At 62.2% G+C, this 11760-nt stretch carries 16 protein-coding genes; 6 read left to right on the plus strand and 10 right to left on the minus strand.

Features of this window, described 5'->3' with window-relative positions:
• Positions 1-104: 104 nt before the first annotated feature.
• The 6 genes from AC2CQI_RS25575 to AC2CQI_RS25600 all read left to right on the plus strand — a co-directional run bounded on the left by AC2CQI_RS25575 (position 105) and on the right by AC2CQI_RS25600 (position 4464).
• On the plus strand, positions 105-497 hold the full coding sequence (locus AC2CQI_RS25575; RefSeq protein ID WP_075806609.1) for a FagA protein: 393 nt from the start codon (positions 105-107) through the stop codon (positions 495-497).
• A complete protein-coding gene (locus AC2CQI_RS25580) occupies positions 490-1866 on the plus strand; it encodes a class II fumarate hydratase (RefSeq protein WP_075806610.1) in 1377 nt (458 codons plus the stop codon). The genes AC2CQI_RS25575 and AC2CQI_RS25580 overlap by 8 nt, the downstream gene beginning before the upstream one ends.
• A gap of 30 nt (positions 1867-1896) precedes the next feature.
• Positions 1897-2358 carry a tetratricopeptide repeat protein gene (locus AC2CQI_RS25585; RefSeq protein WP_075806611.1) on the plus strand — a complete coding sequence of 154 codons (462 nt, stop codon included), beginning with the start codon at positions 1897-1899 and terminating at the stop codon, positions 2356-2358.
• Positions 2358-2969, plus strand: coding sequence for a superoxide dismutase (locus AC2CQI_RS25590; RefSeq protein WP_075806612.1), 612 nt, complete (start codon positions 2358-2360; stop codon positions 2967-2969). Before AC2CQI_RS25585 ends, AC2CQI_RS25590 begins: the two co-directional genes overlap by 1 nt.
• An 11-nt stretch (positions 2970-2980) precedes the next feature.
• Positions 2981-3874: a ZIP family metal transporter gene (locus AC2CQI_RS25595; RefSeq protein ID WP_484578275.1), complete on the plus strand. Its 894-nt coding sequence runs from the start codon at positions 2981-2983 to the stop codon at positions 3872-3874.
• Positions 3875-4272: 398 nt separating this feature from the next.
• Positions 4273-4464: a hypothetical protein gene (locus AC2CQI_RS25600; protein ID WP_484578276.1), complete on the plus strand. Its 192-nt coding sequence runs from the start codon at positions 4273-4275 to the stop codon at positions 4462-4464.
• 45 nt (positions 4465-4509) lie between these two features.
• Here AC2CQI_RS25600 and AC2CQI_RS25605 read toward each other — a convergent pair whose 3' ends face one another.
• The 10 genes from AC2CQI_RS25605 to AC2CQI_RS25650 all read right to left on the minus strand — a co-directional run bounded on the left by AC2CQI_RS25605 (position 4510) and on the right by AC2CQI_RS25650 (position 11508).
• A complete protein-coding gene (locus AC2CQI_RS25605) occupies positions 4510-4782 on the minus strand; it encodes an HPr family phosphocarrier protein (protein ID WP_484578277.1) in 273 nt (90 codons plus the stop codon).
• Positions 4783-4802: 20 nt separating this feature from the next.
• Positions 4803-5657, minus strand: a complete 855-nt coding sequence (gene rapZ / locus AC2CQI_RS25610) for an RNase adapter RapZ (protein ID WP_075806616.1) — start codon at positions 5655-5657, stop codon at positions 4803-4805.
• 2 nt (positions 5658-5659) lie between these two features.
• Positions 5660-6124 (minus strand): PTS IIA-like nitrogen regulatory protein PtsN, encoded by a 465-nt coding sequence (gene ptsN / locus AC2CQI_RS25615; protein WP_484578278.1) that lies wholly within the window; start codon positions 6122-6124, stop codon positions 5660-5662.
• 12 nt (positions 6125-6136) lie between these two features.
• Positions 6137-6445 carry a ribosome hibernation-promoting factor, HPF/YfiA family gene (gene hpf / locus AC2CQI_RS25620; protein WP_075806618.1) on the minus strand — a complete coding sequence of 103 codons (309 nt, stop codon included), beginning with the start codon at positions 6443-6445 and terminating at the stop codon, positions 6137-6139.
• A gap of 81 nt (positions 6446-6526) precedes the next feature.
• Positions 6527-8020, minus strand: coding sequence for an RNA polymerase factor sigma-54 (locus AC2CQI_RS25625; protein WP_075806619.1), 1494 nt, complete (start codon positions 8018-8020; stop codon positions 6527-6529).
• 175 nt (positions 8021-8195) lie between these two features.
• Complete coding sequence (gene lptB, locus AC2CQI_RS25630) at positions 8196-8921, minus strand: LPS export ABC transporter ATP-binding protein (RefSeq protein ID WP_075806620.1); 726 nt, start codon at positions 8919-8921, stop codon at positions 8196-8198.
• The gene (lptA, locus tag AC2CQI_RS25635) at positions 8921-9445 is read right to left on the minus strand and encodes a lipopolysaccharide transport periplasmic protein LptA (protein ID WP_075806621.1); all 525 of its coding nucleotides are present in this window, start codon (positions 9443-9445) and stop codon (positions 8921-8923) included. The genes lptB and lptA overlap by 1 nt, the downstream gene beginning before the upstream one ends.
• On the minus strand, positions 9432-10004 hold the full coding sequence (gene lptC, locus AC2CQI_RS25640; RefSeq protein WP_075806622.1) for an LPS export ABC transporter periplasmic protein LptC: 573 nt from the start codon (positions 10002-10004) through the stop codon (positions 9432-9434). The genes lptA and lptC overlap by 14 nt, the downstream gene beginning before the upstream one ends.
• 8 nt (positions 10005-10012) lie before the next feature.
• Entirely contained in the window at positions 10013-10534 is a 522-nt protein-coding gene (locus tag AC2CQI_RS25645; RefSeq protein WP_009398228.1) for a KdsC family phosphatase, read from the minus strand.
• Positions 10534-11508: a KpsF/GutQ family sugar-phosphate isomerase gene (locus tag AC2CQI_RS25650; RefSeq protein ID WP_075806623.1), complete on the minus strand. Its 975-nt coding sequence runs from the start codon at positions 11506-11508 to the stop codon at positions 10534-10536. Before AC2CQI_RS25650 ends, AC2CQI_RS25645 begins: the two co-directional genes overlap by 1 nt.
• Positions 11509-11760: the final 252 nt, after the last annotated feature.

The following is an 11760-nucleotide window of genomic DNA, read 5'->3' on the forward strand; positions in this document are numbered from 1 at the left end:
ATCACTCGGTCTGCTTTTTCTTGCCGCTTGAAGCTTGAGGCTTGTACTGATTCTATTTATCAATTAATAATGAATATCATTATCTAGGTGATGATATTCGTGCCATGAAATCCGTCCTTCACGAACTGCCCTACCTCGAAAACTGGCGCTGGCTGAGCCGGCGCATCCGCTGTGCGCTGGAGCCCGACGAGCCGCGCCTGATCGAACACTACCTCGCTGAAGGACGCTACCTGGTCTGCTGCACCGACACCTCGGCGTGGACCGTCGCCCTGACTTCTTTCCGTCTTCTGCTCGATACCGCCTGCGACCGCATGTTGCCGTGGCATTGGCGCTGCCTGTGCCTGGACCAGGCGTGGCGCCCATTGCTGCAACTGCGCAAGCTCGATGGCGGCGAGCACGGCCAGCGCTGGCAGCCGCTGGCCTTGCAACTGGCGAATTGCACGCTGTTGCCTTCGATTTCTTCCGCTGAACTGATGCAAGGACTTGATGATGAGTAATACCCGTATCGAGCGTGACAGCATGGGTGAACTGCAGGTGCCGGCCGAGGCCCTGTATGGCGCCCAGACCCAGCGCGCGGTCAACAACTTCCCGATCAGCCAGCAACGCATGCCGACCCAGTTCATCCGTGCGCTGCTGCTGGCCAAGGCCGCCGCCGCCAAGGCCAACGTCGAACTGGAGCAGGTCACCCCGGCCCAGGGCCAGGCCATCGTCGCGGCGGTGGAGCAACTGCTGGCCGGTGACTTCATGCAGCACTTCCCGGTGGATGTGTTCCAGACCGGTTCCGGCACCAGTTCCAACATGAACGCCAACGAGGTGATCGCCACCCTCGCCAGCCGCGTCGCCACCGACAAGGTCAATGCCAATGACCACGTCAACTGTGGCCAGAGCAGCAACGACATCATCCCCACCACCATCCACGTCAGTGCCGCCCTGGCCCTGCACGAGCAACTGCTGCCGGCGCTGAATCACCTGGTCAAGGTGATCGAGGCCAAGGCGGTAGAGGTGCATCCGTTCGTCAAGACCGGCCGTACCCACCTGATGGATGCCATGCCGGTGCGCATGAGCCAGGTCCTCGGTGGCTGGGCGCAACAGATCAAGGCCAGCATCGCGCACCTGCAGAACACCCTGCCGGCCCTGCAGGCCCTGGCCCAGGGCGGTACTGCGGTGGGTACCGGGATCAACGCCCACCCGCAATTCTCCGCGCTGTTCGCCAAACAGCTGAGCGGCCTGACCCAGGTCGACTTCGTGCCGGGCGAGAACCTGTTTGCCCTGATCGGCTCGCAGGACACTGCGGTTGCCGTGTCCGGCCAGCTCAAGGCCACCGCCGTGGCGCTGATGAAGATCGCCAACGACCTGCGCTGGATGAACTCCGGTCCGCTGGCCGGCCTCGGTGAAATCGAGCTGGAAGGCCTGCAGCCGGGCTCCTCGATCATGCCGGGCAAGGTCAACCCGGTGATTCCGGAAGCCACCGCCATGGTCGCCGCCCAGGTCATCGGCAACGACGCCACCATCGCCATCGCCGGCCAGTCGGGCAACTTCGAATTGAACGTGATGCTGCCGGTCATCGCTCGCAACCTGCTGGAAAGCATCGAGCTGATGGCCAACGCCAGCCGCCTGCTGGCCGACAAGGCCATCGCCAGCTTCAAGGTCAACGAGCCGAAGCTCAAGGAAGCCCTGGCGCGCAACCCGATCCTGGTCACCGCGCTGAACCCGATCATCGGTTACCAGAAGGCTGCCGAGATCGCCAAGACCGCCTACAAGCAGGGCCGCCCGATCATCGACGTCGCCCTGGAACACACCGAGCTGTCGCGTTCCCAGCTGGAAGTCCTGCTGGATCCGGAGAAGCTCACCGCCGGCGGTATCTGATACCGCCGCCTACCGCTTTGGAGGTTCGCCATGCAGCACTGGAAACGTACCACCGAGATTGCCAACCGCCTGTTCAACCAGGGCGACCTGGTCGATGCCCGCGAGTTGTACCTGCAGGCCCTGGCCCTGGCCCAGGTGCTGTTCGAGCGCTGGCATGACGCCGACGAAGCGGTAGCCGCCTGTGTGATTTCCCATCACAACCTGGCCGACCTCCACCTGCGCCTCAAGCAGCCCCAGGAAAGCGCCGAGTATCTCTGCGCGATCCACCAGCGGCTGCTCACGGCCAGCCAGGACCAGCGCCTGCCCGAGTCCTTGCGCCAGGCGGCGTTGCGCCAGAGTGGCAAGACCTACACCGAACTCTTGAGCTTCATCAGCGAGTACGGCCAATACCCGCGCACCGAGCGCCTGCTGTACCGGCAGGAGCCGCAACCCGGTGTGCTGGCCGGCCATGACCCCGTGATCACCCAAGCCATCCAACAAGGAATTCACTGATGCCACATACCTTGCCTGCATTGCCTTACGCCTACGATGCGCTGGAACCGCACATCGATACCCAGACCATGCAGATCCACCACACCAAGCACCACCAGACCTACATCAACAACCTCAATGCCGCCGTCGAGGGCACCGAGTGGGCCGAATGGCCGGTAGAGAAGCTGGTGGCAGCGGTCAAGCAACTGCCGCAGAACCTGCAGGCGGCGGTGATCAACCAGGGCGGCGGCCACGCCAACCACACCCTGTTCTGGACCGTCATGTCGCCAACCGGCGGCGGCGTGCCACAAGGTTCGGTGGCCAAGGCCATCGATGAGCAACTGGGTGGCTTCGAGGCCTTCAAGGACGCCTTTACCAAGGCGGCGCTGACCCGTTTCGGCAGCGGCTGGGCCTGGCTGAGCGTGACCCCGGAGAAAAAAGTCGTGGTGGAAAGCAGCGGCAACCAGGACAGCCCGCTGATGAACGGCAATACGCCGATCCTCGGCCTGGACGTCTGGGAGCACGCCTACTACCTGCTGTACCAGAACCGTCGCCCGGAATACATCAACGCGTTCTACAACGTCGTCGACTGGGCTGAAGTCGAGCGGCGCTACCTTGCCGCCGTGGCGTGAGTGACAAGCGAATGCGCTCGGATGTCTTGTCCGTAAGTAGCGTGCGCTTGTTTCGCCTGGCGCTGGGCACCCTGTTGCTGCTGGTGGGCACCGCCTTGCTGGTGGCCCAGGGCATCGCCTGGCTCGACCTGGAACCGCGGATGATGCGGGCGCTGGAGGGCGGGGCGCTGTGTGCCCTCGGTACGGCGCTTGGCGCGGTGCCAGTGCTGGTGATCCGCAGCATGCCGGTGGCGCTGGCCGATACTCTGCTCGGGTTCGGTGCTGGCGTGATGCTGGCGGCCACCGCGTTCTCGTTGATCATCCCGGGGCTGGATGCCGCGCAGGCGGTGGGCTTCGGCAAGTGGGGCGCGGGTGGCCTGGTCAGCTTCGGCTTGCTGTTCGGTGCGTTGTGCCTGTTCCTGGTGGATCGCCAGGTCTCCGGTGCTTCGCCCGAGGCGCTGGTGGCATCCGGAACCCAGCCGGTGATCCCGGCGCGGATCTGGATCTTCGTCATTGCGATCATTGCCCACAACATTCCGGAGGGGATGGCCATTGGTGTGTCTGCCGGCGGCGGCATGCCGGATGCGGACAGCCTGGCGATGGGCATTGCCCTGCAGGACGTGCCGGAAGGCCTGGTGATTGCCCTGGTACTGGCGGGCGCCGGGATGGCGCGCTTCAAGGCGTTCCTGATCGGCGCGGCGTCGGGCCTGGTGGAGCCGGCGGCAGCGCTGGTGTGTGCCTGGCTGGTGAATGTGGCGGAGCTGCTGTTGCCGCTAGGGCTGGCCTTCGCGGCCGGGGCCATGCTGCTGGTGGTGACCCAGGAAATCATTCCCGAGTCCCGGGCCAATGGGCATCATCGATTGGCCAGCCTGGGGTTGTGCGTCGGGTTCTGCCTGATGATGGTGATGGATACCGCGCTGTCGTGATGGCGCGGTACCGCCCTTTTCAAAGGCTGTGAAGATCCTGTGGGAGCTGGCTTGCCAGCGATGAGCATGGGTATCTACACATCTCTCGTTCGGGTTCAGATTTTGGGCTTGCGCTGGATCTGTAGGAGCGTGGCTTGCCCGCGAAGGGCCACGCTCCTACAAATCCGCCGCAAGCCCAGAGATACCTATGCAGCGATGAGGCCGGCAATGACAGCACCGTTGTCAGGTCCGGCCAATCGCTGGCAAGCCAGCTCCCACAGTGTCCGCGTGGTGCTTTGGAATTTTCCTACCTCAGTTTTCCTGGGGTAGGACAAATAAGAGGAAGTCAGCGGCTTGTTCCATCCTATACAAAGGCACAGGATTCCCTGTCTGTAGCGCCAGCGAGTAGGGTGTTGTTGATGGAAGAGAATCTATTCAACCGTCTTGTTGAAAGCACGATCGAGATGGATAGGATTCACAGGGAAGAGCTTGTGTATTCCCGAAAACTCGCGGTCGACCCTGCCCTTGTAGGAGCTGGCTTGTCGGACCGCCGCACCGCTGCGATGGAGCGCGAAGCGGTCCCGAAATCATCCAGCGAGAATCTGCCATGAAAAAGCCCGCCTAATGGCGGGCTTTTTCATTGAAGGGTGGCGACTTCACTCACCCTCATCAAAGCGATTATTGATCAACTCCACCAACGCCTGAATCGCATCATTGTCCTGCTCGCCTTCCGCAAACAGGTGCACCGTCGTCCCTTTGCCCGCAGCCAGCATCATCACCGCCATGATGCTCTTGCCGTCGACCAGCTTGTCCGGCGCGCGTCCAACCTTGACCGCGCAGGGAAACTTGCCCGCCACGCCGACGAACTTGGCAGCCGCACGGGCATGCAGCCCCAGCTTGTTGATGATCTCGATTTCAATGGCGGGCATCGCGGGTGGGATCCTGTGGACTAGAGGTCGCGGTGGCGGACCTGGACGTTCTTCAATATGGGTTGCAGCAACTGGCCCAGGCGTTCGGTCAGGTAGACCGAACGATGGTGACCGCCCGTGCAGCCAATGGCAATGGTGACGTAGGCGCGATTGCTGGCAGCGAAGCGCGGCAACCATTTCAGCAGGTAGGACGAGATGTCCTGGAACATCTCTTCCACATCCGGCTGCGCAGCGAGGTATTCGATGACCGGCGCGTCCAGCCCGGAGTGCTCGCGCAGCTCAGGCTTCCAGTACGGATTCGGCAGGCAGCGCACGTCGAACACCACGTCGGCATCCACCGGCATGCCCCGCTTGAAACCGAAGGACTCCACCAGGAAGGCGGTCCCGGGTTCCGGCTGGTTGAGCAGGCGCAGCTTGATCGAATCACGCAGCTGATACAGGTTCAGGCTGGTGGTGTCGATCTTCAGGTCGGCCAGGTCGGCGATGGGGCCGAGCAGCTCGCTTTCGACCCGGATCGCTTCGCCGAGGGAGCGGTCCTGATTGGTCAGCGGGTGACGCCGGCGGGTCTCGGAAAAACGCTTGAGCAGGGTGTCTTCGTCGGCGTCCAGGTACAGCACGTCGCACTGGATATGCCGGGAGCGGGCCTCTTCGAGCAACTCGGGGAAGCGGCTCAGGTGGCTCGGCAGGTTGCGCGCGTCGATCGAGACCGCCACCCGCGGTTGCAGCAATTCGGTGTTGATCAGCGCGCTTTCCGCCAGTTGCGGAAGCAGACCGGCGGGGAGGTTGTCGATACAGTAGAAACCATTGTCTTCCAGGACATCGAGGGCGGTGCTTTTGCCGGATCCGGAACGGCCGCTGACAATGATCAGGCGCATGCTCAGGTCTCGTTCTGTGCGTCCAGGACAACCTGGTACAGGGCGGCACTGCTGTCGGCAGCCCGCAGCCTGTCGCGAACGTCCTTGCGGTCAAGCATGCTGGCAATCTGGCGCAGCAGCTCCAGGTGCGCATCGGTGGCGGCTTCCGGGACCAGCAGGACGAACAGCAGGTCGACCGGGGCGCCGTCGATGGCGTCGAAATCGATGGGGGCATCCAGGTGCAGCAGGGCGCTGACCGGGCTTGCGCAGCCCTTGAGGCGGCAGTGAGGAATGGCGATGCCGTTGCCGAAACCCGTGGAGCCGAGTTTTTCCCGGGCAATCAGGCTTTCGAACACTTCCTGTTTTTCCAGGCCGGGAACGTCCGTCCCGATCAGGTAGGCGATCTGTTCAAGTACGCGCTTTTTACTGCCGCCCGGCACGTTCACGAGGGAACGGCCGGGGGTCAGGATGGATTCAAGTCGGATCATGGATGAGGGGGATCAGCGGGCCGCTGCGCCTTGCAGCAGGCTTTGCTGTTTTTCCTTGTGTTTTTTCAGTTGGCGGTCGAGCTTGTCGGTCAAGGAGTCGATGGCGGCATACATGTCGGCGTCTTCGGCATTCGCCACCACCTCACCACCGGGGATCTGCAGGGTCGCCTCCACTTTCTGCTGGAGTTTCTCGACCTTCATGATGACCTGGACGTTGGTGATGCGATCGAAATGACCCTCCAGGCGCTTGAGCTTCTGCTCGACGTATTCACGAAGCGGAGGAGTGACTTCTACATGTTGTCCACTGATGTTGACTTGCATACTGCTTCTCCTTTATTGCCGTGCATAAAGAGGCAGGTGTTGCGCCTGCCACTGAATTGCGATGGCACATCTCAGGGAATGTCACATCAATCGCTTGCGTTCACTCGAAGGTGCAATGCCGAGGGACTCGCGGTACTTGGCGACGGTGCGACGTGCTACCTGGATGCCTTGTGCCTCCAGTAAACCAGCGATCTTGCTGTCACTCAATGGCTTTTTCTGATTTTCCGCAGCAACCAGTTTCTTGATGATCGCGCGAATGGCGGTGGAGGAGCATTCCCCCCCTTCGGAAGTGCTGACGTGGCTGGAGAAGAAGTACTTCAGCTCGTAGATTCCGCGAGGTGTGTGCATGTATTTCTGCGTGGTCACCCGGGAAATGGTCGACTCGTGCATGCCCACCGCTTCGGCGATGTCGTGCAGGACCAGCGGCTTCATGGCCTCGTCGCCATGGTCGAGGAAACCGCGCTGGTGCTCGACGATCTGGGTCGCCACCTTCATCAGGGTTTCATTGCGGCTTTGAAGGCTCTTGATGAACCAGCGCGCTTCCTGCAACTGGTTACGCATGAAGGTGTTGTCGGCGCTGGTGTCGGCGCGGCGGACGAAGCCGGCGTACTGCGGATTGACCCGCAGGCGTGGCACGGCTTCCTGGTTCAGCTCGACCAGCCAGCGCTCGTTGTCCTTGCGCACGATCACATCGGGCACCACGTACTCCGGCTCGCTGGATTCGATCTGCGAGCCAGGGCGCGGGTTGAGGCTCTGGACCAGTTCGATGACCTGGCGCAGTTCATCTTCCTTGAGCTTCATACGGCGCATCAGCTGGCTGTAGTCGCGGCTGCCGAGCAGGTCGATGTAGTCGCTGACCAGACGCTGCGCTTCGGTCATCCACGGCGTATTGCCAGGCAACTGGCGCAGTTGCAGCAACAGGCATTCGCCGAGGTTGCGTGCGCCGATGCCCGCGGGCTCGAACTGCTGGATGCGGTGCAGGACGGCTTCGATCTCGTCCAGTTCGATGTCCAGTTCGGGGTCGAAGGACTCGCAGATCTCTTCCAGGGTCTCGTCGAGATAGCCCTGGTTGTTGATGCAGTCGATCAGGGTGACGGCGATCAGCCGGTCGGTGTCCGACATCGGCGCCAGGTTGAGCTGCCAGAGCAGGTGGCTTTGCAGGCTCTCGCCGGCCGAAGTGCGGGTGGTGAAGTCCCACTCGTCGTCATCGTTGCTCGGCAGGCTGCTGGCGCTGGTCTGGTAGATGTCTTCCCAGGCGGTGTCGACTGGCAATTCGTTGGGGATGCGCTCGTTCCATTCGCCTTCCTCGAGGTTTTCCGCCGTCGGCGCGGATTGTTCGAAGCTGCTTTCCTGAGACTCGGCGACGGGCTTGCTCTCGGCGTTGTCGGCCATGGGGTCGCTGTTGTCGAAGTCGTCGCCGTCTTCCTGACGTTCGAGCATCGGATTGGACTCCAGGGCTTCCTGGATTTCCTGCTGCAGGTCCAGCGTGGAAAGCTGGAGCAGACGGATGGCCTGTTGCAACTGCGGGGTCATCGTCAGTTGCTGGCCCATTCTTAGGACGAGCGATGGTTTCATGGCTGGGGCTTTAGACCTTATTCGCCGGCGCGCATGCGCCATCTACTACACGGGCGCTGGGCGCCAATTTTAAGCAAGATATATGCCTGAAATTGTAGCGTTTGCCTAGAGCGCTGTAACAATTAAGCCGGGATAATGGCCTAATGCCAGCGCTCCGTCACTCCGGTATTGCGGCTTACAGGCGGAACTCGTGGCCGAGGTACACCTCTTTCACCAACTGGTTGGCCAGGATGGTTTCCGAGTCGCCTTCGGCGATCAGTTGGCCGTCGTTGACGATGTACGCGGTTTCGCAGATGTCCAGGGTTTCACGGACGTTGTGGTCGGTGATCAGGACGCCGATGCCCTTGGCCTTCAGATGATGGATGATCTGCTTGATGTCGCCGACCGAGATCGGGTCGACACCGGCGAAGGGTTCGTCGAGCAGGATGAACTTGGGCGCGGTGGCCAGGGCGCGGGCGATTTCAACGCGGCGGCGTTCACCACCGGACAGGCTCATGCCGAGGTTGTCGCGGATATGGCTGATGTGGAATTCCTGCAGGAGGCTTTCCAGCTCCTTGCGCCGGCCGTCGCTGTCCAGGTCCTTGCGGGTTTCCAGGATCGCCATGATGTTGTTGGCTACCGACAGCTTGCGGAAGATCGAGGCTTCCTGGGGCAGGTAGCCGATACCGGCACGGGCGCGGCCGTGCATCGGCTGGTTGCTGACATCCAGGTCGTCGATCAGCACGCGGCCCTGGTCCGCCTGGACCAGGCCGACGATCATGTAAAAGCAGGTGGTCTTGCCGGCGCCGTTGGGGCCGAGCAGGCCGACGATCTGCCCGCTGTCGATCGACAGGCTGACATCGCGCACGACTTGCCGGCTCTTGTAGCTCTTGGCCAGGTGCTGGGCTTTGAGGGTCGCCATTACTCGCCCTTCTTCTTCGGCTGGATCACCATGTCGATACGCTGGCGTGGCGTGGTGACGCCCGGTGCGCGACCGGCGGTAGCGACCTGAGTCTGGGTGTTGTAGACGATCTTCTCGCCTTCGGTGGTGTTGCCTTCGTTCACTACCTTGGCGTCATCGGTGAGGATGATGGTGTCTTTCTGGGCCTGGTACTGGATCTGCTTGGCCCAGCCTTGCATCTTGTCCGGCTTGGCGGCGGACTGCTGCTGCTCGAAGTAGGCGCGGGTACCCACCGACGTGACCACGTCGATATCGCCGTTGGCGGCGCGGGTCAGGGTCACGGTGTTGCCGGTGATCTTCATCGAACCTTGGGTGATGATCACGTCACCGGTGTAGGTGGCGATGCCTTTCTTGTCGTCCAGCTGGGCGTTGTCCGCCTGGATCCGGATAGGCTGCTCGCGATCGTTCGGCAGAGCCCAGGCGCTCGCGCTTCCCAGTGCCGCGCTCAGGCTGAGCAAATAGGGGAGGGTTTTAACGAGCCTCATACTGTCCTCTTACGTTGGACAGCAGGTCCATCCTGCCGTCTTTCAAATACGCTTTCATTCCCTTGCCCGTAGTCACGCCACCGGCGCCGTCGATTCTAACGTCTTGCTCGGTTTGCGCATATTGCTTCTGCGGGAATACCGTCATGCGGCTGGAGGTAATGATGGTGGTGCGATCCTTGTCGTCGGTGCGGGCGACCCGCACCGAATCGATCAGTTCCACCTCGGTACCGTCCGGATTGACTTCGCCGCGCTCGCTCTGCACGTGCCAGGGATACGCGGTGCCGCGATACATCTGCAGGTCCGGCTTGGTCAGCAGGGTGACCTCGCTGGCCTTGAGGTGCTCGACCTTGTCCGCAGTCATTTCATATTGCAGCTTGCCATCGGGCAGGAACTGCACACTGTGGGCATTGATCGCATAGTAGTCGATGGCACTTTCGTCGACCTGCGCCGCAGGCTGGTCGAGGAAGCGCTCGGGCACGATGTTCCAGTAGCCGATCGCCCCGAAAATCAGGGCGATCACGCCGAACAGCGCGATATTGCGGATCTTCTTGCTGAACATGACGTGCTCTACAGATAGTGGGCGTTTGCTGCTTCCAGGTTGCCCTGGGCTTGCAGGATCAGTTCGCAGAATTCACGGGCCGCGCCTTCGCCGCCGCGGGCCTGGGTCACGCCATGGGCATGCTGGCGGACGAACGCGGCAGCATTGGCGACCGCCATGCCCAGGCCGACCCGGCGGATTACCGGCAGGTCGGGCAGGTCATCGCCCAGGTAGGCGACTTCTTCATAGCTTAGGCCGAGCTGGGCGAGCAGTTCGTCCAGCACCACCAGCTTGTCTTCACGACCCTGGTACAGGTGCGGGATACCGAGGTTCTTCGCCCGGCGCTCGACCACCGGGGTCTTGCGCCCGCTGATGATTGCCGTGGTCACCCCGGAGTTCATCAGCATCTTGATGCCCTGGCCGTCGAGGGTGTTGAAGGTCTTGAACTCGCTGCCGTCCTCGAGGAAGTACAGGCGCCCGTCGGTGAGCACGCCGTCCACATCGAAAACCGCCAGCTTGATCGCTTTGCCGCGTTGCAACAGGGTATTCATCACATCACTCCGGCGCGCAGCAGATCGTGCATGTTCAAGGCGCCGACCGGACGGTCGGCCTTGTCGACGACGACCAGCGCGCTGATCTTGTGGTCTTCCATGATTTTCAGGGCCTCGGCGGCGAGCATTTCGGCGCGGGCGGTCTTGCCGTGCACGGTCATGACCTCTTCGATCAGGGTCTTGTGCACGTCGATGTTGCGGTCCAGGCTGCGGCGCAGGTCACCGTCGGTGAAGATCCCGGCCAGGCTGCCGTCGGCCTCGGCGACCACGGTCATGCCCAGGCCCTTGCGCGACATTTCCAGCAGTGCATCCTTGAGCAGGGTGCCGCGGGTCACTTGCGGCAGCTCGTCGCCGGCGTGCATCACGTTCTCCACCTTGAGCAGCAGACGGCGGCCGAGGGCACCGCCCGGGTGCGAGAAGGCGAAGTCTTCGGCAGTGAAACCGCGCGCTTCGAGCAGGGCGATGGCCAGGGCGTCGCCCAGCACCAGCGCGGCGGTGGTAGAGGAGGTCGGGGCCAGGTTCAGCGGGCAGGCTTCCTGGGCCACGCGGGCGTCCAGGTTGACTTCGGCGGCCTTGGCCAGCGGCGACTCAGGGTTGCCGGTCAGGCTGACGAGCTTGATGCCCAGGCGCTTGATCAACGGCAGCAGGGTGACGATTTCGGCGGTGGAACCAGAGTTGGACAGGGCCAGGATGATGTCGTCCCGGGTGATCATGCCCATGTCGCCGTGGCTGGCCTCGGCGGGGTGGACGAAGAACGCCGGGGTCCCGGTGCTGGCCAGGGTGGCGGCGATCTTGTTGCCGATGTGCCCGGATTTGCCCATGCCTACCACGACAACGCGGCCCTTGCTGCCCAGGATCAGTTCGCACGCCTTAACGAAATCGGCGTCGATATGGGCCAGCAGGCCTTCTACCGCTTCGATTTCGAGGCGGATGGTGCGCTGTGCGGATTGGATCAGGTCGGAAGATTGGCTCATGTCGGAAATCGGGTTGCCTGATGAAAAGGTCGCGATTATAGCGGTAATGCGCGAAAGCCTCACCTGCGGATTGGTCGCGGGCTGGCTGTTTGAGCGTTTTGTGCCATCGCGGTTCCCTTGGAGGATGTCATGAAAATGCCTGTACGAGGCCTGAACAGGCAGTGCGATGGCCTTGGGAAGCCCTTGCCAGCGGTGCTATAGTTCGCCACCAGTTCGGCCTGCTCGATACTTGCGTGCCTCCATGAAGGGGGC

The organism is Pseudomonas sp. P2S-1 (genome assembly GCF_057197725.1).

Bases quoted from the DNA above. Each gene is read 5' to 3' on its own strand.
- AC2CQI_RS25575 (WP_075806609.1), top strand. From the start codon at position 105: ATGAAATCCGTCCTTCACGAACTGCCCTACCTCGAAAACTGGCGCTGG.
- AC2CQI_RS25580 (WP_075806610.1), top strand. From the start codon at position 490: ATGAGTAATACCCGTATCGAGCGTGACAGCATGGGTGAACTGCAGGTG.
- AC2CQI_RS25585 (WP_075806611.1), top strand. From the start codon at position 1,897: ATGCAGCACTGGAAACGTACCACCGAGATTGCCAACCGCCTGTTCAAC.
- AC2CQI_RS25590 (WP_075806612.1), top strand. From the start codon at position 2,358: ATGCCACATACCTTGCCTGCATTGCCTTACGCCTACGATGCGCTGGAA.
- AC2CQI_RS25595 (WP_484578275.1), top strand. From the start codon at position 2,981: ATGCGCTCGGATGTCTTGTCCGTAAGTAGCGTGCGCTTGTTTCGCCTG.
- AC2CQI_RS25600 (WP_484578276.1), top strand. From the start codon at position 4,273: ATGGAAGAGAATCTATTCAACCGTCTTGTTGAAAGCACGATCGAGATG.
- AC2CQI_RS25605 (WP_484578277.1), bottom strand. From the start codon at position 4,782: ATGCCCGCCATTGAAATCGAGATCATCAACAAGCTGGGGCTGCATGCC.
- rapZ (WP_075806616.1), bottom strand. From the start codon at position 5,657: ATGCGCCTGATCATTGTCAGCGGCCGTTCCGGATCCGGCAAAAGCACC.
- ptsN (WP_484578278.1), bottom strand. From the start codon at position 6,124: ATGATCCGACTTGAATCCATCCTGACCCCCGGCCGTTCCCTCGTGAAC.
- hpf (WP_075806618.1), bottom strand. From the start codon at position 6,445: ATGCAAGTCAACATCAGTGGACAACATGTAGAAGTCACTCCTCCGCTT.
- AC2CQI_RS25625 (WP_075806619.1), bottom strand. From the start codon at position 8,020: ATGAAACCATCGCTCGTCCTAAGAATGGGCCAGCAACTGACGATGACC.
- lptB (WP_075806620.1), bottom strand. From the start codon at position 8,921: ATGGCGACCCTCAAAGCCCAGCACCTGGCCAAGAGCTACAAGAGCCGG.
- lptA (WP_075806621.1), bottom strand. From the start codon at position 9,445: ATGAGGCTCGTTAAAACCCTCCCCTATTTGCTCAGCCTGAGCGCGGCA.
- lptC (WP_075806622.1), bottom strand. From the start codon at position 10,004: ATGTTCAGCAAGAAGATCCGCAATATCGCGCTGTTCGGCGTGATCGCC.
- AC2CQI_RS25645 (WP_009398228.1), bottom strand. From the start codon at position 10,534: ATGAATACCCTGTTGCAACGCGGCAAAGCGATCAAGCTGGCGGTTTTC.
- AC2CQI_RS25650 (WP_075806623.1), bottom strand. From the start codon at position 11,508: ATGAGCCAATCTTCCGACCTGATCCAATCCGCACAGCGCACCATCCGC.